We start from the raw sequence: 22,901 nt of genomic DNA on the forward strand, positions 1-22,901 counted from the left end.
CTTAAATCAGATACTGGCTCAGGCCGCGCTTGATATACCGGCCGTCACCCTTGGTGCCGAGATAGGCGAAGCCGTCGACGACGACCTTGCCGCGGGAGATGACGGTGTCGACGTGGCCGTCGATCTCGTAGCCCTCCCAGGCGGAGTAGTCCATGTTCATGTGGTGAGTCTTATCGACACCAATCGAGGTGTGCCCGTTCGGGTCGTAGATGACCACATCGCCGTCGGCGCCCGGCTGAATCACGCCCTTCTGGCCGTACATGCCGAACATGCGCGCCGGGGTGGTCGAGCAGACCTCGACCCAGCGTTCGAGCGAGATTTTGCCGTCGACCACGCCCTGGTAGAGCAGGTCCATGCGGTGTTCGACCGACCCGATGCCGTTGGGAATTTTAGAGAAGTCGGTCAGGCCCATCTCCTTCTGACCCTTCATGCAGAACGGGCAGTGGTCGGTGGAGACCATCTGGATGTCGTTCGTGGCGAGGCTCTGCCACATGTGGTGCTGGTGGCCCTCGGCCTTGGCGCGCAGCGGCGTCGAGCACACCCATTTCGCGCCCTCAAACCCGGGAGCACCGAGATTGTCCTCGAGCGAGAGGTACAGGTATTGCGGGCAGGTCTCGCCGAAGACATTCTGGCCGTTGTCCCTGGCCTGAGCGATCTGGTCCACGGCCTGCTTGGCAGACACGTGAACTATATAGAGAGGAGCACCGGTGAGGTTGGCGAGCATGATCGCCCGGTGCGTGGCTTCTTCTTCGGCCTGCCAGGGCCGGGTGAGGCCGTGGTACAGCGGGCTGATATTGCCGGCGGCGACGGCCTGCTGTACGAGCAGGTCGATAACGCTGCCGTTCTCGGCGTGCATCATGATCATGCTGCCGTTGGTGGCCGCGCGCTGCATGGCCTTGACGATCTGGCCGTCGTCGCTGAGAAAGACACCCTTGTAGGCCATGAACAGCTTGAAACTCGAGACGCCCTCGGCGACGAGTTCGTCCATGGCGGTCAGTGAGCTGTCCTGCACCTCACTGAGAATCTGATGAAAGCCGTAGTCGATGGCGCACTGGCCGGCAGCCTTCTGCTGCCAGGCGGCGTAGCGCTCGAGCACGTTTTCGCCGGCGTACTGCACGACGAAGTCGACGATGCTCGTGGTGCCGCCCCAGGCGGCGGCGCGGGTTCCGGTTTCGAAGGTGTCGCTGGCCTGGGTGCCGCCAAACGGCATCTCCATGTGGGTGTGGGCGTCGATGCCGCCGGGAATGACGTACTTGCCGCCGGCGTCGATGACGCGGTCGACATTGCCCGCCACATCGAAGCCGAGCAGGTTCGAGCCGGGCGCGAGCACGGCAGCGATTTTCTCCCCGTCGATCAGCACATCGGCGAGTCCTCGGCCCGTGGCATTGACCACGGTGCCGTTCTTGATCAAAGTCTTCATGGCATCCTCTTCGCTGAAAAGTGTCAGGGATAGCGGATCCTGCCGACCGGGTCGGTCGGCAGCCTCCGCAGTGCTGATTTAACTGCGCCGTGCGCTTTAAGGGGCGACGAGGGGCGCGTACGAGTCGGGGCGACGGTCGCGGTAGAACTGCCAGTCGCGGCGCACCTCGCGAATGACGCCGAGGTCGAGGTCACGCACGACGATCTCCTCGGTGTCGGTCGAGGCCCGCTCGCCCACGTAGTTGCCCTTGGGATCAACGAAGTAGGAGCTGCCGTAAAACGTCACGGCCTCGTCGCCAAACTCTGCCTCTTCGTTGCCGATGCGGTTGTTCGCGCCGACGTAGTACTGGTTGGCGACCGCGGCGGCTGGCTGCTCGAGCTCCCACAGCCGGTTGGACAGCCCGGGCTTGGTCGCGGAGGGATTGAACACGATTTCCGCGCCGTTCAGGCCGAGCGCCCGCCAGCCCTCCGGGAAGTGGCGGTCGTAGCAAATATAGACGCCGATCTTGCCGTACCTGGTGTCGAACACCGGGTAGTCGGTGTTGCCGGGGCGAAAGTAGAACTTTTCCCAGAACTGGGGCAGGTGCGGAATGTGGTGCTTGCGGTACTTGCCGAGATAGGTTCCGTCGGCATCGATGACCGCGGCGGTGTTGTAGAGCACGCCGGGCTGTTCTTCTTCGTACATCGGAACGACGATGACCATGTTGTACTCGCTCGCAAGCTTTTGAAACCGTTCGACGATGGGGCCGGGAACGGGCTGCGCGTAGTCGTAGTACTTGGCGTCCTGCACGATGCCGAAGTAGGGGCCGTGAAAGAGTTCCTGAAAGCAGATCACCTGAACGCCCTGGGCGGCCGCGGTGCGCACGAATCCCTCGTGCTTCTGAATCATGGATTCTTCATCACCGGTCCAGGTGGCCTGAGTGATCGCCGTTCGAACGATGTTTCTGGTGTCGGAGGTGGTGCCGTTGCTCATGCTGTGCCTTCCACTTGCTTCGTTAGTCAATGACCGTAACGAACCGCGCTGTTCGTATTGTTATTATTTGACGTAAACATTTCAAATGTGTTTCTCTGTGTATCGCACGCATTAATCATCCTGTCGGCCAACGCACCCAGGGGCAAGGGCAATGCAGAACTTTATCGACGAAATTGAGCAGCGCACCCCCGCGGGGATCGCCGCGGCCATCGGGCGGCTGATCGCCTCCGGTCGCCTCGCACCGGGCGACCGCCTGCCCACCGTGCGCCTGCTGGCCGGCGAGCTCGGCGTGAGCCCCGCGACCGTCAGCCACGCTTGGCAGGCGCTCTCCGCGGTCGGCCTGATCGTGTCGCGTGGTCGCGGCGGCACCTTCGTTCAGGATGCCGCGCCCAGGTGGTTGCCGGCCCGCAGCCAGTCCATGATCGGCGCGGTCGGTCCGGCCCGCCTCGACCTCTCCCACGGCACGCCAGACCCGCGGTTGTTGCCGGCGCTGGGGCCGGCGCTCTCCCGGGTAGCGCAGCGCGCGGAAACGCCGAGCTATCAGGATCTGCCCATTATTCCGGAGCTGCTCGAGGTACTGCGGACTTCGTGGCCGTACCCGGTGGAGACGATCACCATCGTCGACGGTGCCCTCGACGCCATCTCGCGCAGCCTCGATGCGGTCGCTCGCTTCGGCGACCGGGTGATCGTGGAGAACCCGTCGTTCCCACCGTTCTTCGACCTGCTCGACCAGCTCGGGCTGGAGCGGCTGCCGGTGGCCGTCGACGAGCACGGCATCATTCCGGCCGACTTCGCCGAAGCCCTCAAACTCGGTCCGGCCGTCGTGCTCCTGCAGCCGCGCGCGCACAATCCCACCGGCGCGTCGATGACCGTGCAGCGGGCCGAGGAACTCGCCCACCTGTTGCGCACAACGGCGGCCAGCGCCGACACCATCGTGATCGAAGACGACCACTCCGCCGAGATCAGCATCGCCCCCGATGTGAGTCTCGGCGTCTGGCTGCCCGAACGAACCCTGCACGTGCGCAGCTTTTCGAAGTCGCACGGCCCCGACCTCCGCATGGCCGCCCTCGGCGGTCCGGCCGCTTTGATCGACCCGATCGTGTCCCGCAGGATGCTCGGCCCGGGGTGGACCAGCCGCATGCTGCAGACAATTTTGCACGACCTGCTCACCAACGGCGAGAGCATGGCGCAGATCAGCGAGGCCCGGCGCATCTACTTCGCCCGGCAGCGTGCCCTCGCCGATGCCCTGGGCGAGTTCGGCCTCGACGTGGTGCAGGCCGACGGTATCAACACCTGGCTGCCGGTGCAAAACGAACGAGACGCCATGGTGCGCCTGGCCGCCTCCGGCATTCGGGTGGCCGGCGGCTCGCCGTTTCTCGCAACCCCGTACCTTTCCAGCACCGGCGGTCCCGCGTTCATTCGCGTGACCGCCGGTGCCCTGCCCGACGATATTCGGCCGGTGGCCGAGGCCCTGGCCGCAGCGGCGCATCCGCCTGATTCCGCGCTGCACGAGGTCGGGGCGCGCTGGGCGTAGCGGGCTTCGGCCAGCGCGCGGATCAGCCCAGCTGACGCAGCCGGGGGGCCAGGTCGCGCTCGAACAGGTCGAGGAAGCGCTTCTGGTCATGGCCGGGGGCATGGAAGACCAGGTGGTCGAGGCCCGCGTCGAGGTAGGGCTTGATCAAGGCGACGGCCTCGTCGGGGTCGGACGCCACGATCCAGCGCTTGGCGACCTGTTCGATCGGCAGGGCGTCGGCAGCGGCCTCCATCTCGAGCGGGTCTTGGATGGAGTGCTTCTGTTCGGGGGTGAGGGACAGTGGCGCCCAGAACCTGGTGTTCTCGAGCGCGGTGTCCCGGTCGGTGTCGTAGGAGATCTTGATCTCGATCATGCGATCGATGTCGTCCTGCGGGCGCCCGACCTTCTCGAGGCCCTCAGCCACGGCCGGCAGCAGCTTGTCGGTGTAGAGCTCCATGCCCTTGCCCGAGGTGCAGATGAAGCCGTCACCCGCCCGGCCGGCGTAACGGGCCACGACGGGGCCGCCGGCCGCGATGTAGACCGGCACCGGGGCATCCGGAACGTCGTACAGGGTGGCACCGACCGCGCTGTAGTACTCACCGTCGAAGTCGGTTCGTTCGCCGGTCCAGAGCTGGCGCATGAGGTCGACGGCCTCGCGCAGGCGGGCGAAGCGTTCCTTGAACTCGGGCCACTCACCCCGGTAACCGGTGGCGATCTCGTTGAGGGCTTCGCCGGTTCCGACGCCGAGCATGATGCGCCCGGGGTACAGGCAGCCCATGGTGGCGAAGGCCTGGGCGATCACGGCCGGGTTGTAGCGAAAGGTGGGGGTCATCACCGACGTGCCGATCTGCACCCGCTTCGTGCGCTCGCCGACCGCGGCCATCCAGGCCATGGCGTACGGCGCGTGCCCGCCCTCGTGCCGCCAGGGCTGAAAGTGGTCGCTCACCGTCACGCTGTCGAGCCCGTGTTCCTCGGCCATGACACCGAGTTCGACCAATTCTCGCGGTGCGAACTGCTCCGCCGACGCCTTCAGCCCCAGCTTCAACATGCGCTCTCCCTCGTCGAGTTACTCAGCCTGTTCAGGCTATGCCCTGTTTTTTCTGCGCCCCTGATACGGTGTTCACGACCACCGATTAGATTTTATTGGTTGAGCTTGCCTCGATTTGGGCAGCAGGTCGCTGGACAGTCCAGTTTACCGCGCCCAAATTTTGTGAGGTCCCACATGCTCCGTCGTTCCCGTTTTCTGTTCATCGGCGTCGGCATCAACGCCGCCCTGCTGCTCAGCGGATGCGCCGCCACGACAACGCCCGCCGCCACTTTGGCCTCGTCCCCCGCTTCGTCAACAGCTGCCCGCGCGGGCTACCCCATCACGGCTGACAACTGCGGCACCAGCGTCACCGTCGCAGCCGCCCCCGAACGGATCGTGTCGATCAAGTCCTCGGCCACCGAACTGCTGCTCGCCCTTGGACTCGGCGACCGCATCGTCGGCTCAGCCTTTCTCGACGGGCCCCTACCTGAGTCGCTCGCGGCAGCCGGCGCCGACCTCACCGTGATCAGCGACTTTCTGCCCGGACAGGAGGCGGTGCTTGGCCTGAACCCCGACTTCATCTACGGCGGGTGGGAATCCAACTTCAGCGCCGACGGCGTGGGCGAGCGCCCCGCCCTCGAGGCTCTCGGCGTGGGAACCTACGTCTCGCCGGCCGCCTGCAAGGGCGACTCCATGCCGAACCCGCTCACCTTCGACACGGTTTTCGCCGAAATCGACGAGGCCGGTGCCATCTTCGGCGCAACGGATGCCGCAGCCAAGCTGGTCAGCGGCCTGCAGTCCGACCTCGCCGCCCTCAAGCCGACCGCGACCGACACCACGGCCCTGTGGTACTCGAGCGGCACCACGACCCCCTATGTCGGTGCTGGTATCGGCTCACCCGAGATGATCATGGACGCCGCCGGGCTCACCAACATCTTCGCCGACGTGAGCGACACCTGGACCTCGGCGGGCTGGGAATCGATCATCGAGGCCAACCCGAGCGTCATCGTGCTCGTCGACGCCACCTGGAACACCGCCGCGTCGAAGATCGCCCACCTGGAGTCCGACCCGGCCACGCAGGTGCTCGACGCCGTCAAGAACCAGCGCTACATCATCCTGCCGTTCGCCGCGACCGAGGCCGGCATCCGCAACGTCGAAGCGACGGCGTCCACGATCTCGCAGCTAGCCGCGCTCGACGAGTGACCCGCAGTAAGTACCTCGGGTGGCTGGTCGCGGCAGCCGCTCTACTCGTGCTCGGGTGCGCGGTTGCCGTGACCATCGGGCCGGCAGCGGTGAGCCTTGCCCAGGTGGCGGGCAGCATCGGCGCGCACCTCGGCCTGCCCGTCGAGCCGGTACCGCTACTCATCGACTCGATCGTCTGGCAGCTCCGGCTACCGCGCGTGCTCACGGCCGCCCTGGTCGGCGCGGGCCTCGCCCTGAGCGGCGCCGTGATGCAGAGCGTGACGCGCAATCCCCTCGCCGACCCGTACCTGCTCGGGCTGTCGAGCGGGGCATCCGTTGGTGCGGTGTGCGTGGTCATTCTCGGCATCGGATTTGCCCTGCCGGCCGCAGCGTTTGCCGGGGCATTGCTGGCCTTAATGGCGACGCTCAGCATCGCCAAGGTCGGGGGAACGGTCACCCCGGTGCGGGCCGTGCTCGCCGGCCTGGCCATCGCCCAGCTCGCCGGTGCCCTCACCTCGTTCATCATCTTCTGGGCGGCCAAGGGCGACTCCTACCGCGAGATCCTCAACTGGCTGCTCGGCTCGCTGGCCGGTGCCACCTGGCAGAGCGTAATGATCGCGGCGACAGCCGTTTTGGTCGTGGGCACCGGCATTGTCCTGTCGGCGACCCGGCTCGACTCGTTCGCCTTCGGTGACACGTCGGCGACCAGCCTCGGCATCAATGTGAATCGCACCCGCTGGGCCCTGCTCGGTTCGGTCGCTCTGCTCACCGGGGCCATGGTGGCCGTGAGCGGGTCCATCGGGTTCGTCGGGCTCATTCTGCCGCACCTGGTGCGCGGCATCAGCGGCCCGGGCCACCGCCGCCTGCTCCCGCTCGTCGCGGTCTGCGGGGCGCTGTTCCTGGTGATCGCCGATACCCTCGCGCGCACCGTGTTCGATCCGCGCGAGCTGCCGGTGGGCATCATCACCGCGTTCATCGGCGTGCCGGTGTTCATTTTGCTGATCAAGAGAAAGAAGTCGAAGCTGTGGGCGTAGAACTCGATCGGTTGTCGTTCAGCGTCGACGGCACCAGCATTTTGCGGGACGTTTCGGCGTCACTGCCCACCGGCAGCGTCACCGGCCTGCTCGGGCCGAACGGCGCCGGCAAGTCCACCCTGCTTCGCCTGATCGCGGGTATCGACACAGCGGATGCCGGCACCGCCTCCCTCGACGACGTCGCCATCGGCTCCCTTCCGCGGCGCGAGGCGGCCCGGCGGATCGCGCTGCTCGAGCAGAACGCCGCCCCGAGTGTGGAACTGACCGTGCTTGAGGTTGTGCTGCTGGGGCGCATTCCACACCGCACCAAACTCATGGGCTCGTTCAGCAGCGCGGAGGATCGCACGGTCGCTCTGGACGCCCTCGAACTGGTCGGTGCGGGAACTCTGGCCGATCGGTCGTGGCCCACTCTGAGCGGTGGGCAGCAGCAGCGCGTGCAGATCGCCCGGGCCATGGCGCAGCAACCGAGCCTGCTTCTGCTCGACGAACCGACCAACCACCTCGACGTGAGTGCCCAGCTCTCGTTGCTCGGGCAGGTGCGCGAGCTGGGCGTGACGGCGATCATGGCCCTGCACGATCTCAACCTCGCCGCGGCCTACTGCGACCACATCCTGCTGCTCGATGGTGGCCTGCTGGTAGCCTCCGGCACGCCCGCTGCGGTGCTCACCCCCGAGATCATCGGCGCCGTCTACGGCGTGGACTGCTACATTCTCGAGCATCCGCGCGGCGGTCATCCGGTCATCGTCTATGCGGCTGCTTCGGTGTCGGCATGAGCGGCGTCGGCATGACGAGCCTGAAGCGCGTGACCGTTCTGGCCGGCGGTGTCGGCGGTGCCCGTTTCACCCGCGGTGTGTTGGCGCAGCTCGCGGTGGAAGCTCCAGACGCCACCGTGACGGTGATTGTGAACACGGGCGACGACATGTGGCTGGACGGGCTGCGCATCTGCCCCGACCTTGACACGGTCATGTATACGCTCGGTGACGGTATCAACGAGGAGCAGGGCTGGGGCCGCCCCGACGAGACCCGGAGGACCTCCGCTGAGATCGCGGCTTACGGTCGCGGCTGGTCCTGGTTCACCCTCGGCGATCTCGATCTGGCCACCCACATCGTGCGCACCGATCTACTGCGCAGCGGTTCGACGCTCTCTGAAGCGACGGAATTTCTCTGCCGCCGCTGGCAGCCCGGGGTGCGGCTGCTGCCGATGAGTGATCAGCCCGTGGAAACCCACGTATGCCTCGCCGAGAATATAGATGAGCACTCCGTGGGCGACTATATCCACTTCGAAGAATGGTGGGTTCGCTACCGGGCGAAGGTGCCGATCACCGGGTTCGAGCAGCGGGGACTCGCCGACGCGGTCGCCGCGCCGGGGGTGCTCGAAGCCATCACCGAGGCCGACCTCGTCGTGCTGCCGCCGTCGAATCCGGTCGTGTCGGTCGGCACGATCCTGGCCGTTCCGGGCATACGTGATGCGCTGCGGTCGACCGCGGCCCGCGTGGTCGGCGTCTCTCCGATTGTCGGCGGCGCGGCGGTGCGCGGAATGGCCGACGCCTGCCTCCGCACGATCGGGGTCGAGACCAGTGCACTCGCGGTCGCGCTGCACTACGGTGCCCGCAGCCGGGGCGGCATCCTCGACGGCTGGCTCATCGACGAATCGGATGCCGTGGCCCTGCCCGCTCTCGCGGCCGCCGGCATCCGCTCGGCCGCTGTGCCACTGTGGATGACCGACCTGCCCGCCACGACCGCGATGGCGGCCGCCGCCCTGGCGCTGTGGCCCGGAGCCAGGAGCTAGACCAGTTCGCTCGTGTGCGGCCCGAGCCCCAGCGCCCGGGCGGTGTCGAGGTCGGCTGCGGTGTCGACGTCGCGTCGCAGCGACGAGCTCGGCGGCAAGTCCAGCACGACGTGCCCGTCGCCCTCGTGCGCGGCGCGGGAGCCGAGACCGAACCGCGGAGTGAACCTGTAGCCGGCCTGCGCGAGCAGCGTCGTTGTTCCCACGCCCTCCGCATCGGCCACCATCGAGAGCGGGTGCGTGGCCGCGAGCGCGAACGCCGTTTCTACATCGGCCACGTGCAGGGCCGGCAGATCTCCGGTCACAACGGCCAGATTCGCGTCGGGGCACGCGAACCGGGCCGCCTCGGCACCCTGCTCGATCGCGGCGTTCAATCGGTCCTGCCCCGCGTCCGGGCCCGGCACCTCCGGCACGATGACGGCGCCGAGTGCGGCGAGAAGCACGCCGAGCCGTGCACTCGCGGTCACCACGAACACGCGCTCCACAGCGGATGCCGCCACCAGCGCCGCTACCGTGTCCAACGCGAACGCATCGGCGAGGCCCGCCCGCCCGGCTCCGGCCCCGAGGCGGCTCTTCGCCCCGGCGGTTCCCTTCACCGGGACGACCACCACCCACCGAGTCTGATCCACGGTAAACACGCTATCAGCGCTCCGCCGGCAAACCCGCGCAACCCGGCAAGCGGTAGCCTCAGGGGTCGAGTAGCCAACATCCGTACGTTCGAATGAACGGCCCAGGAGGTCCCATGTCACAGTCACTCACCGCACAGGCTCGCGCGCTTCCCATGGCGATCGTCACCTATCTGGAGCGCAGCGCGAGCGCCAAGCCCACCTCCGCTCGAGCGACCTTTGTCGAAAACGCTGTCGTCGTCGACGACGGTAAGACGTACACCGGCGAGCCGGCCATCACGGCCTGGCTGGCTGGCAGCGCCGCCGAGTTCGAATACACGACCACCCTCCTGCGCACCGAGAAGGACGAGGCGGCAACGACCGTCATCAACCGCATCGAGGGCAACTTTCCCGGCCGCAGCGTCGACCTCAGCTACCGCTTCGAGCTCGCCGCCGAGACCGGCCTGATCCAGAACCTCACGATCTCGATCTAGCTTTTCTCGGCTGCTGCAGCCAACCCGGCGGCGAACCCCTCGCGATACCCTTCGGCGCGGGCCTCGGTGGTACCGAGCCTAAACATGTCGGTGTCGCTCGGGCGCTGTAACGCCCGGGCGCCGACGGCATCGAGGTCGCCGACCAGTCGTCCGAGTCCGCGCAGCACGGCGACCGGGTTGCCGCTGGTCTTGCCCTTGACCAGATCGGCGGCTCCGGCGATCTCGTCGGCGACCGCCGCGACGGTGACGTCGAGGCGGCGACCCGAGACATCCGTTGTGCCGCGCAGGTCGTCGAGTACCACAAGCCCCGCCGCACCGATGGCGATGTCGGTCTGGCCCTCGCGCCACGGGCGCCCGGCAGTATCGGTGATCAGCACGCCGAGCCGCAGGCCGGTGCGCTCGCGAAGGGCTGTGCAGAGCGCGCGAGCGGAGGCATCCGGATCCACCGGCAGCAGCAGCACGACGCCCGCGGGCGCGTTGCTGGTGTCGACGCCGGCCGCCGCCATCACGAGTCCCTGCCGGTTCTCGACGATGCGGGTGACTCCACCCGGGTAGGCGCGTGAGGCCACGATCCGCACGGTCTCTTCGGTGATCGCCTGTTCGCGGTCGGCCGCTGGCACAGCCCGCCCCTCGGCCTTCGAAACGATCTTGCTGGTCACCGCCACAATATCGCCGTCAATCAGGCGGGACCGAGCGGCCTCCGCGATTAGGGCGGCGAGGTCGTCACCGGCCGTGATCTCACCGAACCCACCGAGGGTGAACACCTTGAGGCCGAACAGTTCCATTGCCCCCACTTCCGCCGCGGCCGCGTCGGGCCGGGCGTCGTGCGGCATCAGCGCACCAGCTTCGGCAGAACGGATGCGCCGAAGACGTCGATCCACTGCTTCTGGTTGCGGCCGACGTTGTGCAGGTAGATGCGATCGAAGCCGAGGTCGACGAATTTCTGGATGTATTTGCGGTGCTCGTCGGGGTCGGCCGAGATGACCATGCGGCCCTCGAAGTCCTCCGGACGCACCATTTTGGCCAGCTGCTCGAACTCGAACGGCGATCGAATATCGCTCTTCGGAAACTTCATGCCGCCGTTCGGCCACTCGTGCAGGGCATTGGTCATGGCCTCTTCGTCGGTTTCGGCCCAGCTCATATGTAGCTGCAACACCTTGGGCATCGTCGACGGGTCTTTTCCGGCCTCGCGGGCGCCGCCGTCGAATTTTGCGAACAGCATCGCGATCTTCTCCAGCGGGGCGCCGACCGTGATCAGGCCGTCCGCCAGCCGACCGGCGCGTTTGGCCGTGACCGGGCCGGCCGTGGCTACCAGAATCTCCGGGGCAACGTCCGGCATGGTCCACAGCCGGGTGGATTCAAGCTTGAAGAATTGCCCGGAGTGCTTGACGTCCTTGTCGGCCAGGGATCCGGCGAACAGCTTGGAGATGATCTCGATGGCCTCGAACATGCGATTGATGCGCTCCGGGGCTTCGGGCCAGTAGCCGCCCACAATGTGCTCGTTCAGCGCTTCACCGCTGCCGAGTCCCAGCCAATGCCGACCCGGGTGCATCGAGGCCAGCGTCGCGGAAGCCTGCGCGACCATGGCCGGGTGCCAGCGAAAGGTGGGCGCCGTCACGCCGGGTCCGAAGTCGCCGGTGGTGCGCTCGGCGATCGAGGCGAGCACGCTCCAGACGAAGCTCGACTGACCCTGCGCTGGAACCCAGGGCTGAAAGTGGTCGGCCGCCATCACGCCGGTGAAACCGTGCTGCTCCGCGTAGGCCGACAGCGCGACCGCCTCGGCCGGTGCAAACTGCTCCAGCATGGCCGCGTAGCCAATCCGCAACTCCGTCAAAATACCCTTTCCGCCCATAACCGTGTATCTATGTCCATTCAATCGCAACACGGTCGGGGCTGCGTTCGATACCGCGGAAGGCGGCATCCGCTTGGCCGGGCGGCACGCTGGCCCTTATAGGCTGGAGTCATGCGCATCGCCACCTGGAACGTCAATTCCGTTCGTGCCCGCTCCGGACGAATCGTCGACTGGATGGAACGCGAAGACATCGACGTTCTCGCCATGCAGGAGATCAAGTGCAAGCCCGAGCAGTTTCCCTCGCAGGTGTTCGAGGACGCCGGCTACGACCTCGCCATTCACGGTTTGAGCCAGTGGAATGGCGTGGCGTTTGCCAGCCGCGAGCCAATGACGGATGTCGTCACCAGTTTTCCGAATATGCCCGGCTTCCTGAAGGGTGCGGTCGGTCCAGACCAGCCGCTCGAGGCGCGCGCGCTCGGCGTGACCGTGAACGACCTGCGCCTGTGGAGCCTGTACGTGCCGAACGGGCGTGCGCTCGGCGACCCGCACTACGACTACAAGCTGGCCTGGCTGAAGGCCCTCGAGGCCCACGCGGTCGCGGAGCTCGAGGCCCATCCCACGCTCGCGCTGGCCATGATGGGCGACTGGAACGTCGCGCCCCGCGACGAAGACGCCGGTGACCCGACGCTGGTTCCCGGTCTCTCCACGCACATTTCGCCGCCGGAACGCGCGGCGTTCGAGGCCTTCCAGGCAGCCGGCCTGACCGACGTCGTGCGCCCGATCGTGCCGGAGGGCTTCACCTACTGGGACTACAAGCAGCTGCGGTTTCCGCGCAACGAGGGCATGCGCATCGACTTCATCCTCGGCTCGCCCGCCTTCGCCGATCTGGTAACGGATGCCAGCATCCATCGCAATGAACGCAAGGGCGACGCCCCGAGCGACCACGTTCCGGTGCTCGTCGACCTCGATCTGGGCGGCGACGATGACGACCGCCCGATGATCTTCTAATAGAAAGATGCGTTAACGACAGCTGCCCCCGGCTTTTCGGCCGGGGGCAGCTGTCGTTGCAGTAAAACGTACAGTGCGAGGTGCCGGTGGTTAGACCGAGACCTTCGTGGGAGCCTGGTACTTCGGGTGTGCCTGTTCTGCGGCCAGTTCGAATTCGGCATCGATCTCGGCGTTCGGCTTGTACGTGGCGAGGGAGACCACGACGGCCACGATCATGCTGGCAGCGAAGCCGGGCACGATCTCATACAGGGTGTCGCCGAGGGCGGAGTTACCCCAGACGAACACGACGACGGCACCGGTGACCATGGAGGCCAGGGTGCCCCAGGTGGAGAGCTTCTTCCAGTACAGCGAGAGGATGACCACCGGACCGAAGGCGGCACCGAAGCCGGCCCAGGCGAAACCGACCAGGTCGAGAATGGTCGAGTTCTGCTGCAGCGCGATCAGTGCGGCGATGACGGCCACGACGAGCACACCGATACGGCCGAGCATGACCAGCTGCTTGGGCGCGGCATCCTTGCCCACAATCTTGTAGAGGTCTTCAACGAGCGCCGACGACGAGACGATGAGCTGCGAGGAGATGGTGCTCATGATCGCGGCAAGCACGGCGGCGAGCACGAGGCCCGCGATGAAGGGGTGGAACAGGGTCTGCGAGAGAATGAGGAACACAGTCTCCGGGTTTGCGAGATCCAAGTCGGGGTTCTGCTGGAAGTACGCGATACCGATCAGGGCGGTCGCAATAGCACCGAGGGCGGTGAGGATCATCCAGCCGATGCCGATGCGGCGACCAGCCTTGGCGTCCTGCGGGGTGCGCATGGCCATGAAACGCACGATGATGTGCGGCTGGCCGACGTAACCGAGGCCCCAGGCGGCAGCCGAGATGACACCGAGCACGGATCCGCCGGCGGTCAAAGACAGCAGGTCGGGGTTGACTTCGCGGATGGAGTCGAGGGTTGCGACGACTCCGCCGGTGGCGTTCAGCGCTACGAGGGGTACAGCGATCAGCGCGGCGAGCATGAGGAGGCCCTGGGCAACGTCGGTGAGGGTAGCACCGAGAAAGCCGCCGAACAGGGTGTACAGCAGGGTGACGCCGCCGACGATCAGCATGCCGGTGACGAACGTGGAGCCGAAAGACTCCTCGAAGAACACACCTCCGGCAACCATGCCGGAGGAGACGTAGAACGTGAAGAACACCAGGATGATCACACCGGAGACCACGCGCAGCAGGCGCGACGTGTCTTTCAGTCGGTTCTCGAAGAAGCTCGGGATGGTGATCGAATTCTTCGATACGAAGGTGTAGGAGCGCAGCCGCGGTGCCACGAACTTCCAGTTCAGCCAGGCACCGATGGTGAGGCCGATGGCGATCCAGGCCTCAACGAGGCCGGACACGTAAATGGCTCCGGGGAGACCGAGCAACAGCCAGCCGGACATGTCCGAAGCACCCGCGCTCAGGGCCGCTGTGCCCGGCTTGAGTCCTCGGCCGGCGAGCATGTAGTCGTCAAGGTCTTTGGTCTGACGAAAGGCGAAGTAGCCGATGGCAACCATGCCTGCGAGATATAAAACGATTGCAATGAGTTGAAATGTTTGATCCGTCAATGGGATTCCTTTGTTGGGATGCCCGACGTACTGGACGTGATTACTCGAGGTGCGAGCAAGCTCAAAGCTCCAGTCTCGCAGAAATATGGGCATGGCGCCATCTTTAACCGCCCATTCGCCCCCGTAACCGTTTAATAACGGAGGGCTTACCCCCTGCCCGCGGTCGCCCTGAACGTGCCCACAATGACCGCACGAGGCGTCCACTCCTTCCCCTCCTCGGCCAAATTGGATACAGTATCCAAATGACCGGGATTATTGATGAGGCGCGCACGACGGGTCCGCTGGACGGCATCCGTATTGCGGATTTTTCTCGCGTGCTCGCCGGGCCATTTGCCACCATGATGCTGGCCGATTTCGGCGCCGATGTGATCAAAATCGAGCACCCGCTCGGCGATGACACCCGCGCCTGGGTGCCGCCGGTCGACCTGAACGGTATTGGTAGCTATTTCGCGAGCGTCAACCGCAATAAACGCTCTGTGGTCTGCGATTTACGTACCGAGAACGGCCTGGCTGAAGCGCGCGCCCTCGCGCTGACCGCCGACGTCGTGATCGAAAACTTTCGCCCGGGCGTCATGGAGCAGTACGGCCTCGACTACGCCAGTTTGACCGCGGAGCGCCCCGAGCTCGTCTACTGCTCGGTCACCGGATTCGGCCGCGCCGGCGGCGCGGCGCTCCCCGGTTACGACCTGCTCGTGCAAGCGGTCGGCGGGCTGATGAGCGTGACCGGCTCGGCCGCCGAAGAACCGAGCAAGGTCGGGGTCGCCCTCGTCGATGTACTGACCGGGCAGAACGCGGTCGTCGGCATTCTGGCCGCACTGCGCTCGCGCGAGCAGACCGGTCTGGGCCAGCGAGTCGAGGTGAATCTGCTCTCGTCCTTACTCGCCGGGCTGGTCAACCAGGCCTCGAGCACCCTCGCCACCGGGGTCGCCCCCCAGCGCCTTGGCAACGCTCACCCGAGCATCGCACCCTATGAAACGTTTCGAACCCTGGACGACCCGATCGCGATCGCGGTCGGCACCGACAAGCAGTTCAGCGCACTCGTACAGGTGCTCGACCGCCCCGAGCTGGCACGCGATCACCGGTTCGGCTGCAACGCCGACCGCCTCGCCCATCGCGCGGCGCTCAAAGAGCTGCTCGAAGCGCGGCTCGCCACCCGTCCGGCCACGGAATGGACCGCACTGCTGGCGACCGCGCGCGTGCCGGCCGGCAAGGTGAATTCGATCGCCGAGGCGCTCGAACTGGCCACCGAACTCGGCCTCGCCCCGATCGTGCCGGTGACCGATTCGAACCGGTCGCGGGTGAGCCAGCAGATCGCCAACCCGATCAGCCTCTCCGCGACCCCCGCACGATACCGGCGCCCGCCGCCACTGCTCGGGGAACACAATGGTGCGACCTTTTTCTGACCATAAGCATCCGCTCTACTGAAGGAAGACGACTCATGACTACCCTCATTGACACCGATCTGACCGACGCCGCCGACCTCGTGGGCATCGATTCCCTGCTGACCGAGACCGAGATCACCCTGCGCAATGCGGTGCGGGCCTTCGTCAACACCACGATCAAACCGAACATCGCCGGGTGGTACGAGAACGCGTTCTTTCCGCTCGAGATCATTCCGCAGCTGGCCAGGCTCGGCCTGCTCGGCATGCACCTCACGGGCTACGGCTGCCCCGGGCGCAGCTCGGTCGAATACGGCCTCGCTGCGCTCGAGCTCGAGGCCGGCGACTCTGGGCTGCGCACCTTCGTGAGCGTGCAGGGGTCGCTCGCGATGAGCGCGATCCACAAGCACGGCTCCGAGGAACAGAAAAACGAGTGGCTGCCGCGCATGGCCGCCGGTTCGGTGATCGGCTGCTTCGGGCTGACCGAGCCTTCGGCCGGCTCCGACCCGGCGAGCATGACCACTTTCGCGCGCCGCGACGGCACCGACTGGGTTCTCAAAGGCACCAAGCGCTGGATTGGCCTGGCCTCGATCGCACAGGTCGCCATCATCTGGGCGATGACGGATGACGGAATCCGCGGCTTCGTCGTCCCCACCGATACCCCCGGATTCGTCGCCACGCCGATCGAGCAAAAGCTCTCGATGCGAGCCTCGATTCAGTGCGAGATTGAAATGACCGAGCTGCGCCTGCCCGACTCGGCGATGCTGCCCAAGGCGCGCGGTCTGCGCGGCCCGTTCGAGTGCCTGAACGAGGCCCGCTACGGCATCGTCTGGGGCGTCATGGGTGCGGCCCGCGACAGCTACCTTACAGCGCTGGCCTTCTCGCAGGAGCGGATGCAGTTCGGCAAGCCGCTCGCCGGCTACCAGCTGACCCAGCAGAAGCTCGTCAACATGGCGCTCGAAATCAACAAGGGCACGCTGCTCGCCCTTCAGCTCGGCCGGCTCAAGGACGCCGGCACGCTCGCTCCGCACCAGATCTCGGTCGGCAAGCTCAACAACTGCCGCGAAGCCATCGCCATTTGCCGGGAGGCCCGCGCCATGCTCGGCGGCAACGGCATCACCCTGGACTATTCCCCGATGCGCCACGCCAACAACCTCGAAAGCGTGCGCACCTACGAGGGCACCGACGAGGTGCACACCCTCATTCTCGGCCAGCACATCACCGGCATCCCGGCCTTTCGCTAGAGTTTTGACAGTGTCTTCTCCCAATCCGACCCAGCGCCCGCCGACCGTTCCGGCATTCGTGCTCGCTGAGCTGCGGCGCCTGATCGCCGTCGGCGAGTTTGTTCCCGGGCAGCCACTGCGACAGGAGGATCTGGCCGAACGCCTCGGCGTCAGCCGGGTTCCGGTGCGGGAGGCCCTCAACACGCTCGAAACCGAGGGGCACGTCGTGCACGAGCCGCATCGCGGCTACCGGGTGACCGAGCTCTCGCTCGCCGACCTGCTCGAAGTGTACCGACTGCGGCAGCTGCTCGAGGCGGAGGCGGTGCGCGCCACGATCGCGCGCGGCGGCGAACACGTGCTCACCGCACTGCGCGCCACCGCCGTCGAGGTGGAGCGGGCTAATGCGGCCGGCGACATGCTCGCCATGAACGAGGCCAACCGGCGGTTTCACTTCGTACTCGTGACGTCATCCGGGCTCCCCCGGCTGGAACGCATTCTGCGTGCGCTCTGGGATTCGACCGAAGCCTACCGCCGGCTCTACTACGAGCAGGCGGGCAACCGGGCCTTGGTCGAGCACGAGCATGCCGCCATCGTCGACGCCTTCGCCGCCGGGGACACCGAGCTCGTCATCGGCCTACTCGATGAGCATCGCGGCCACGCCACGACCGCCCTCGGCGCGCTGCTGGCCTGAGCTGCCAGGCAAGCGGATACCGGTCAGACGACGCGGAACGCGAGCTCGCCGATCCCGTCGATTCCGGCGGTGACGTCGTCACCGGGCTCAATGCGGCCGACACCGGCGGGAGTCCCAGTGAAAATCAGGTCACCCGGACGCAGCGTGACGAAGCGGGACAGCGCGGCAATCACGTCGGGGACGGGCCAGATTTGGTCGGCGAGGTCCCCGTCCTGGCGGGTGTCACCGTCGACGTCGAGCCAAATGCGGGCCGCGGCCGGATGACCGATCGTGGCCGCGGCGACGAGCGGCGAGCACGGTCCGGAAAAGTCGAAGCCCTTGGAGAGGTCCCACGGGCGACGCACGGCCTTGGCTGCATCCTGCAGGTCGCGGCGGGTGAGGTCGACGCCGGCGGCGTAGCCGAAGACGTGACCGAGGGCATCCACTGCCGCGATGTCGGCGCCGCCAACGCCGATCGCGACAACGAGTTCCATCTCGAAGTGCAGGTTGTCGGTCTCGGGCGGGTAGGGCACCTCGTGGACAGAAACGCCGCGAGCGGGAACGCCCTCGGTCACGGCGAACACGGCGTCGGCCGGTTTGGCGAAGAAGAAGGGCGGCTCCCGATCGGGGTCATTGCCCATTTCTCGCGCATGGTCGGCGTAGTTGCGGCCGACGCAGTAGACCCGGTTCAGGTAGAACCGGTCGGCCGAGTCACTGATCGGCAGGCTGGTGGGTTTCGGCGGGGAGAACGGGGCCGGCAAACCGGTCTCGGGGGTGCTGAGCGACATTTTCATCCTTTCGAGGGCAAAATCACTTGGTGCCCCTGCATACCTGCGGAGAACTTCACGGTCACGCGCGAACGCACCGTGCGGTGACCCAGTGATTTCGGGGAATGTGAGTAAAATCTCCGCAGTTCTGCCGGCACTCAGGCAAGGAGGGCCGCGATCACGAGCAGGGCGGGCATGGACAGGATCGTGGTGAGCAACACGGTGTCGCGGGTGACGACCATGGCCCGGTCGTAGCGCGAGGCGAAGTTGAAGATGTTCTGCGCGGTCGGCAGCGCCGACACGGCGACGACGGCGAACAATTCGGCACCGGCGAGGTCGAACACGAAGTGCCCGAACAGGTACGCGACGATCGGCATGAGCGCGACCTTGATCGCGGTCGCGGCGACGACCTGTTTGCGCCCGGTTCCGGCTTTCAGCAGGCGCTGGCCGTGCAGCGACATGCCAAACGACAGCAGCACCAGGGGAATGGCGGCGGCGCCGATCAGCTCGAACGGGGCGAGCACGGGTTTGGGCAGCGTGATGCCCAGCATCGCCACGAGCACACCGGCGAGCGAGGCGATAATCATCGGGTTGCGAATGGGCTGAGTCACGATCGACCGAAACGACGCTCGGCCCTGGGTGGCGAGGTCGAGAATGGCCAGAATGGTCGGGGCCAGAATGACCAGCTGCAGCAGCAGCACGGGAGCCACGTACTGCGCGCTGCCGAGCACGTAGATGGCTACCGGAAGCCCGATATTGTTTGCGTTGACGTACGTCGCGGTCGATGCGCCGAGCACCGTCTCGGCCAGCGGTCGACGAAAAAACAAGCGGGCGGCGATGACATAGACGACGACACCGACCACGATGGTGCAGACAATGGCGAGCAGAAATTCAGAGAACAGCACGGTGACATCCGCGTGCGAGAGCACCGTGAACAGCAGCGCCGGAGTCGCCACGAAGAAGGCCATCCGATTGAGCACCCGGCCGGTGCCGACACCGACGATGCCGAACCGTTCGACAAAGTACCCGATCAGGATCACAAATCCGATAATCGAAAACCCGACCAGTACACCGCCCATTATGTTGAGCCTAGGGGTTTCGGACCGCTCACCAGGTCAAAACAGCCTCTGCCGATTCCAGCCATCGCAGAGCCTGGTCTTTCGGGCGCACCGGACGTGGCGCTACGCTCGGGGCATGCCCAGACTCGATGTTCCCGGCGCTTCGCTCTACTACGAAACACTGGGCGACCCCGAATCTCCCGCCCTGCTGTTGCTGCACGCCGGCATTGCGACCCTGCGCATGTGGGATCCGCAGGTCGCGGCTCTCGCGGCGCACCACTTCGTCATTCGCTTTGATGCCCGCGGTTTCGGCCAGACGACGACCGAGAATGTGGAATTCTCCAATCGAGCGGATGCCGCGGCGCTGCTCGATCATTTCGGCGTCGCTCGGGCCACCCTCATCGGCTGCTCACGCGGTGGCACGATTGCGATCGACCTGGCCGTCGCCAGTCCCGAGCGGGTGGCGGGCCTGGTCACGATCGGCTCCGGCCCCAGCGGATTTCCCGAGGTGGAGCTCACCGAGCGGGAAGACGCCCTGTTCGACAAGCTCGATGCGGCTTTCACCGCCCGCCAGTGGCCCCGGCTGGCCCGGCTTGAGGTCACCCTGTGGGCGGTCGGGCCGGCCCGTAAGCCGGCCGACGTCGACCCGGCCTTTCTCGCCCTGGCGCAAGAACTCAACCTGCGCAACGTCATCCACGCTACGGAGGCGCCGATCTCGATTCCGCTTGAGCCGCCCGCGCTCGACCGGGTCAGCGACATCGATGTTCCGGCGCTCGTCACCGTGGGCGAGCTCGACGTCACCTCAGCGCTGGCCCATTATGAATTTCTGCTGGAGATGTTGCCGCAATCAAGCGGATGCACGTTCCGCGGCACCGCGCACCTGCCGAGCGTGGAGCATCCGCTGGAATTTCAGCGTGTGCTGATCAGCTGGCTCGCTACGAACAACCTCTGATCGGCAGCGCTCCTCCCCCGCACGGAGTCGGGAGAGGGTCGGGTTCCGCAGACAGCTCGCGTTGGACGACGGGGTCTCGGCAAGCTCGACCGACGGAGAGGGTCAGGTTCCGCAGACAGCTCGCGCAGGGCGACGGAGGTCTCGACAGGGTCGACCGACGGAGAGGCAGTTCAGGAGACCTCAAGGCACAGGCACAGGCACAGAAAGGCTGGGGCCCCGGTCCGTCAAGGTGGTCACCTTCCTGCTGGAAGAGTGCCAACTATGGGAGTACGAGTGCCCCAGCCACAAAAACAGCACTCATCTTCGCGGGAAATGCAAGATTAATTTCGCATTATTTTCGGCGCTGACGCGACCGGTTCCGGGCGCTAGGAGCGACGCGATCCGAGGCTCTCCAGCAGGCGTTCCTCGGCGTCGTGGCCCGGCGCGATTCCAGCCGGAATGCGCAGGTAGAAGAACACGCCGCCGACCCACCAGAGGGCGAACAACACCCAGGGTTCGAACGACAACGCGGCCGGCATGCCGGGCATATACAGGCTGAGCAGGGCCAGGCAGAGCGCGACTGCGGCAACGCCGATCACGACTCCGCCGTTGCCCTTGCCGCCCACGCGCAGCGGGCGGTCCATCTTCGGTTCGCGGCGGCGCAGCACCACAAAGGCCACGGCAACCAGAATGTAGGCGATGACGATGCTCGGGGCTCCGGAATCCACGAGCCATCCGAGCATCTGCGTTCCGAAGAACGGCGCCATGAACGACAGAACGCCGACGAAGATGAGCGAGTTGGTCGGCGTGCGAAATTTCGGGTGCAGCTTGCCGAACCAGGCCGGCAGCATGCCGGAGCGCGCCATCGAGAACATCAGGCGTGATGCCCCGAGCAGCAGCGAGTTCCACGAGGTGAGGATTCCGGCGATTCCGCCGGCGATGAGCACCCTGGCCATGACGTCGCTGCCGAAGAGCGCGCCCATGGCATCCGCTGTGGCGATATCGGTTTGGCCAATGGCCGCCGCCGACATGGACGATGACGTGGTGAGCACGATCATGACGTACCAAATGGTCGCGAGAATAACGGCAACCACAACGAGCCGGCCGATCTGGCGCGGCGCAACGTTGACCTCTTCGGCCGATTGCGGAATGACGTCGAAGCCGACGAACAGGAAGGGCACGACGACGAGCACGGCGAAGAATCCGCCCATGCCGCCGGTGAAGAACGGTTCCATGTTCACCGTGGAGCCGCCGGTGAACGAGCCCAGCACGAGCATCGCACCGACTATCAGCAGAAACAGCACCACAAAGGTCTGCACGACCCCGGCCAGTTTCACACCCCGGATGTTGATCCCCGTGATCACGACGGCCGCCACGGCTCCGACCAGCGCCCAGGTCAGATAGACCTGCTCGCCAGCTATCTGCCAGAGCGGGATCTGGCTCAGGTTAGGAAAGAGATACCCGGCCGTGCGCGGTAGGGCGACGGCCTCGAAGGCGACGATGGTGACGTAGCCGCCGGTGATCGCCCACGATCCGACGAACGACCAGCGCGGCCCCATGGCCCGCAGTAGAAAGTTGTGTTCGCCGCCGGCCTTGGGCATTGCCGCGGTGAGTTCGGCGTAGGTGAGGCCGACGATGCTCATGATGATGCCGCCGGCGATCATGGCCGTGACGGCGCCCATCGTGCCGGCGTCGTTGATCCAGCCGCCGGTCAGCACGACCCAGCCGAAACCGATCATGGCACCGAAGCCGAGGGCGAGTGCGTCTCTGTTGCCGAGCACTCTGAGCAAAGACGGTGCGTGGTGGTGCGTGGTAGCGATGGTGTCCCCGTTTGTTTCGGCTCGTACTCAACATTGAGTGACGCCGGATGGTGCGCCGCCGGCGCTGGTCTACCTTGAGTCTGCCACTTTCCCGGCGGTCGGGGGCCGCTACCCGCGACCGACCCACCGATCTATCGAGCGGTACACGCCGAAGACGCGACCGGCGACGGTGTCCCAGGCTGCCAGCGGCAGCACGCCGCGCAGCACCTTCGACAGGCTGACCGTCCAGGGCAACAGCAGCTGCGGCTTGCCGGCGAGCATGGCCCGCCAGACCCGATCGACGACATATTCCGGGGTCATCAGTGGGGTGAGCAGCGGCCCGCGCGCGCCCTCGAACATGCCGGTATCGATGTAGCTCGGGCAGACCGTGGTGACCTTGACCTGGCCGTGACCCTGCTGCACGAGCTCGAGCCGCAGCGAATCGCTCCATCCGATCAGGGCGGCCTTCGAAGCGGCATAAACGCTCATGCGCGGGTTACTGAGGGTGCCGGCGGCCGACGCGATATTTACGATGCGTGACTCACGCCATCCGCTCGCAAGGCAAAGTCATATGGTCGTAGCAACGCTCTAGTGATTGGAGCGTTTTATGGTCAAGTTGTTTCCGCCGAATACTCGCACTGAGTTCAT

Annotated in this window: 21 protein-coding genes and 1 pseudogene; 11 read left to right on the forward strand and 11 right to left on the reverse strand. The window is 66.0% G+C overall.

The features are described 5' to 3' along the window. Position 1: 1 nt before the first annotated feature. Together hydA and CXY80_RS05000 are read right to left on the reverse strand one after the other, a co-directional pair. On the reverse strand, positions 2-1,420 hold the full coding sequence (gene hydA, locus CXY80_RS04995; RefSeq protein WP_104131816.1) for a dihydropyrimidinase: 1,419 nt from the start codon (positions 1,418-1,420) through the stop codon (positions 2-4). 96 nt (positions 1,421-1,516) lie between these two features. Further along, entirely contained in the window at positions 1,517-2,392 is an 876-nt protein-coding gene (locus tag CXY80_RS05000) for a nitrilase-related carbon-nitrogen hydrolase (RefSeq protein WP_104131817.1), read from the reverse strand. A 151-nt stretch (positions 2,393-2,543) separates the two neighbouring features. On the opposite strand from CXY80_RS05000, the gene CXY80_RS05005 reads away from it, so the two are divergent. Further along, the gene (locus CXY80_RS05005; protein WP_104131818.1) at positions 2,544-3,926 is read left to right on the forward strand and encodes a PLP-dependent aminotransferase family protein; all 1,383 of its coding nucleotides are present in this window, start codon (positions 2,544-2,546) and stop codon (positions 3,924-3,926) included. 22 nt (positions 3,927-3,948) lie between these two features. Here the strand turns inward: CXY80_RS05005 and fgd are convergent, their stop codons facing one another. Then, positions 3,949-4,953: a glucose-6-phosphate dehydrogenase (coenzyme-F420) gene (gene fgd / locus CXY80_RS05010; protein WP_092447914.1), complete on the reverse strand. Its 1,005-nt coding sequence runs from the start codon at positions 4,951-4,953 to the stop codon at positions 3,949-3,951. A 174-nt stretch (positions 4,954-5,127) separates the two neighbouring features. On the opposite strand from fgd, the gene CXY80_RS05015 reads away from it, so the two are divergent. The 4 genes from CXY80_RS05015 to cofD are packed head-to-tail and all read left to right on the forward strand — an operon-like array spanning position 5,128 to position 8,937. After that, positions 5,128-6,135 carry a putative F420-0 ABC transporter substrate-binding protein gene (locus CXY80_RS05015; RefSeq protein WP_092447915.1) on the forward strand — a complete coding sequence of 336 codons (1,008 nt, stop codon included), beginning with the start codon at positions 5,128-5,130 and terminating at the stop codon, positions 6,133-6,135. Beyond that, positions 6,132-7,148: a putative F420-0 ABC transporter permease subunit gene (locus CXY80_RS05020; protein WP_104131819.1), complete on the forward strand. Its 1,017-nt coding sequence runs from the start codon at positions 6,132-6,134 to the stop codon at positions 7,146-7,148. Before CXY80_RS05015 ends, CXY80_RS05020 begins: the two co-directional genes overlap by 4 nt. Continuing rightward, positions 7,139-7,921: an ABC transporter ATP-binding protein gene (locus CXY80_RS05025; RefSeq protein ID WP_104131820.1), complete on the forward strand. Its 783-nt coding sequence runs from the start codon at positions 7,139-7,141 to the stop codon at positions 7,919-7,921. The genes CXY80_RS05020 and CXY80_RS05025 overlap by 10 nt, the downstream gene beginning before the upstream one ends. Further along, the gene (cofD, locus tag CXY80_RS05030; RefSeq protein WP_233195008.1) at positions 7,918-8,937 is read left to right on the forward strand and encodes a 2-phospho-L-lactate transferase; all 1,020 of its coding nucleotides are present in this window, start codon (positions 7,918-7,920) and stop codon (positions 8,935-8,937) included. The genes CXY80_RS05025 and cofD overlap by 4 nt, the downstream gene beginning before the upstream one ends. Here the strand turns inward: cofD and cofC are convergent. After that, a complete protein-coding gene (cofC, locus tag CXY80_RS05035; RefSeq protein WP_199182226.1) occupies positions 8,934-9,563 on the reverse strand; it encodes a 2-phospho-L-lactate guanylyltransferase in 630 nt (209 codons plus the stop codon). The two genes, cofD and cofC, sit on opposite strands and share 4 nt — an antisense overlap. A gap of 113 nt (positions 9,564-9,676) precedes the next feature. Between cofC and CXY80_RS05040 the strand changes: the two genes are divergently transcribed. Next, entirely contained in the window at positions 9,677-10,033 is a 357-nt protein-coding gene (locus CXY80_RS05040; protein WP_104131822.1) for a DUF5110 domain-containing protein, read from the forward strand. Here the strand turns inward: CXY80_RS05040 and cofE are convergent. Beyond that, on the reverse strand, positions 10,030-10,818 hold the full coding sequence (cofE, locus tag CXY80_RS05045) for a coenzyme F420-0:L-glutamate ligase (protein WP_104131830.1): 789 nt from the start codon (positions 10,816-10,818) through the stop codon (positions 10,030-10,032). The two genes, CXY80_RS05040 and cofE, sit on opposite strands and share 4 nt — an antisense overlap. A gap of 47 nt (positions 10,819-10,865) precedes the next feature. After that, complete coding sequence (locus CXY80_RS05050) at positions 10,866-11,885, reverse strand: TIGR03557 family F420-dependent LLM class oxidoreductase (protein WP_092447920.1); 1,020 nt, start codon at positions 11,883-11,885, stop codon at positions 10,866-10,868. A gap of 111 nt (positions 11,886-11,996) precedes the next feature. Between CXY80_RS05050 and CXY80_RS05055 the strand changes: the two genes are divergently transcribed. Then, entirely contained in the window at positions 11,997-12,833 is an 837-nt protein-coding gene (locus CXY80_RS05055; RefSeq protein ID WP_092447921.1) for an exodeoxyribonuclease III, read from the forward strand. Positions 12,834-12,923: 90 nt separating this feature from the next. Here CXY80_RS05055 and putP read toward each other — a convergent pair whose 3' ends face one another. Further along, positions 12,924-14,426, reverse strand: a complete 1,503-nt coding sequence (putP, locus tag CXY80_RS05060) for a sodium/proline symporter PutP (RefSeq protein ID WP_104131823.1) — start codon at positions 14,424-14,426, stop codon at positions 12,924-12,926. Positions 14,427-14,668: 242 nt separating this feature from the next. Between putP and CXY80_RS05065 the strand changes: the two genes are divergently transcribed. Genes CXY80_RS05065 through CXY80_RS05075 form a run of 3 tightly spaced genes read left to right on the forward strand, consistent with a single transcriptional unit; the run spans position 14,669 to position 17,719 of the window. Then, positions 14,669-15,829, forward strand: coding sequence for a CaiB/BaiF CoA-transferase family protein (locus CXY80_RS05065; RefSeq protein ID WP_104131824.1), 1,161 nt, complete (start codon positions 14,669-14,671; stop codon positions 15,827-15,829). A gap of 35 nt (positions 15,830-15,864) precedes the next feature. Further along, positions 15,865-17,049, forward strand: coding sequence for an acyl-CoA dehydrogenase family protein (locus CXY80_RS05070; RefSeq protein WP_104131825.1), 1,185 nt, complete (start codon positions 15,865-15,867; stop codon positions 17,047-17,049). Between the two features lie 10 nt (positions 17,050-17,059). Beyond that, positions 17,060-17,719: a GntR family transcriptional regulator gene (locus CXY80_RS05075; protein ID WP_092447925.1), complete on the forward strand. Its 660-nt coding sequence runs from the start codon at positions 17,060-17,062 to the stop codon at positions 17,717-17,719. 23 nt (positions 17,720-17,742) lie between these two features. On the opposite strand, the gene CXY80_RS05080 is transcribed toward CXY80_RS05075, so the two are convergent. Both CXY80_RS05080 and CXY80_RS05085 read right to left on the reverse strand, forming a co-directional pair. Next, a complete protein-coding gene (locus tag CXY80_RS05080) occupies positions 17,743-18,486 on the reverse strand; it encodes a fumarylacetoacetate hydrolase family protein (protein WP_104131826.1) in 744 nt (247 codons plus the stop codon). 137 nt (positions 18,487-18,623) lie between these two features. Next, positions 18,624-19,544: an AEC family transporter gene (locus tag CXY80_RS05085; RefSeq protein ID WP_104131827.1), complete on the reverse strand. Its 921-nt coding sequence runs from the start codon at positions 19,542-19,544 to the stop codon at positions 18,624-18,626. Positions 19,545-19,659: 115 nt separating this feature from the next. Here CXY80_RS05085 and CXY80_RS05090 point away from each other — a divergent pair, with 115 nt between their 5' ends. Next, positions 19,660-20,475, forward strand: a complete 816-nt coding sequence (locus CXY80_RS05090) for an alpha/beta fold hydrolase (RefSeq protein ID WP_158251570.1) — start codon at positions 19,660-19,662, stop codon at positions 20,473-20,475. A 365-nt stretch (positions 20,476-20,840) separates the two neighbouring features. Here CXY80_RS05090 and CXY80_RS05095 read toward each other — a convergent pair whose 3' ends face one another. Beyond that, on the reverse strand, positions 20,841-22,235 hold the full coding sequence (locus tag CXY80_RS05095) for an APC family permease (RefSeq protein WP_255411835.1): 1,395 nt from the start codon (positions 22,233-22,235) through the stop codon (positions 20,841-20,843). A 147-nt stretch (positions 22,236-22,382) separates the two neighbouring features. Next, positions 22,383-22,799 (reverse strand): annotated as a pseudogene (locus CXY80_RS05100) (SDR family NAD(P)-dependent oxidoreductase); the annotation flags it as partial. Positions 22,800-22,901: the final 102 nt, after the last annotated feature.

This window comes from Cryobacterium sp. M91 (assembly GCF_002929615.1).
GTDB classification, from domain to species: domain Bacteria; phylum Actinomycetota; class Actinomycetes; order Actinomycetales; family Microbacteriaceae; genus Cryobacterium; species Cryobacterium levicorallinum.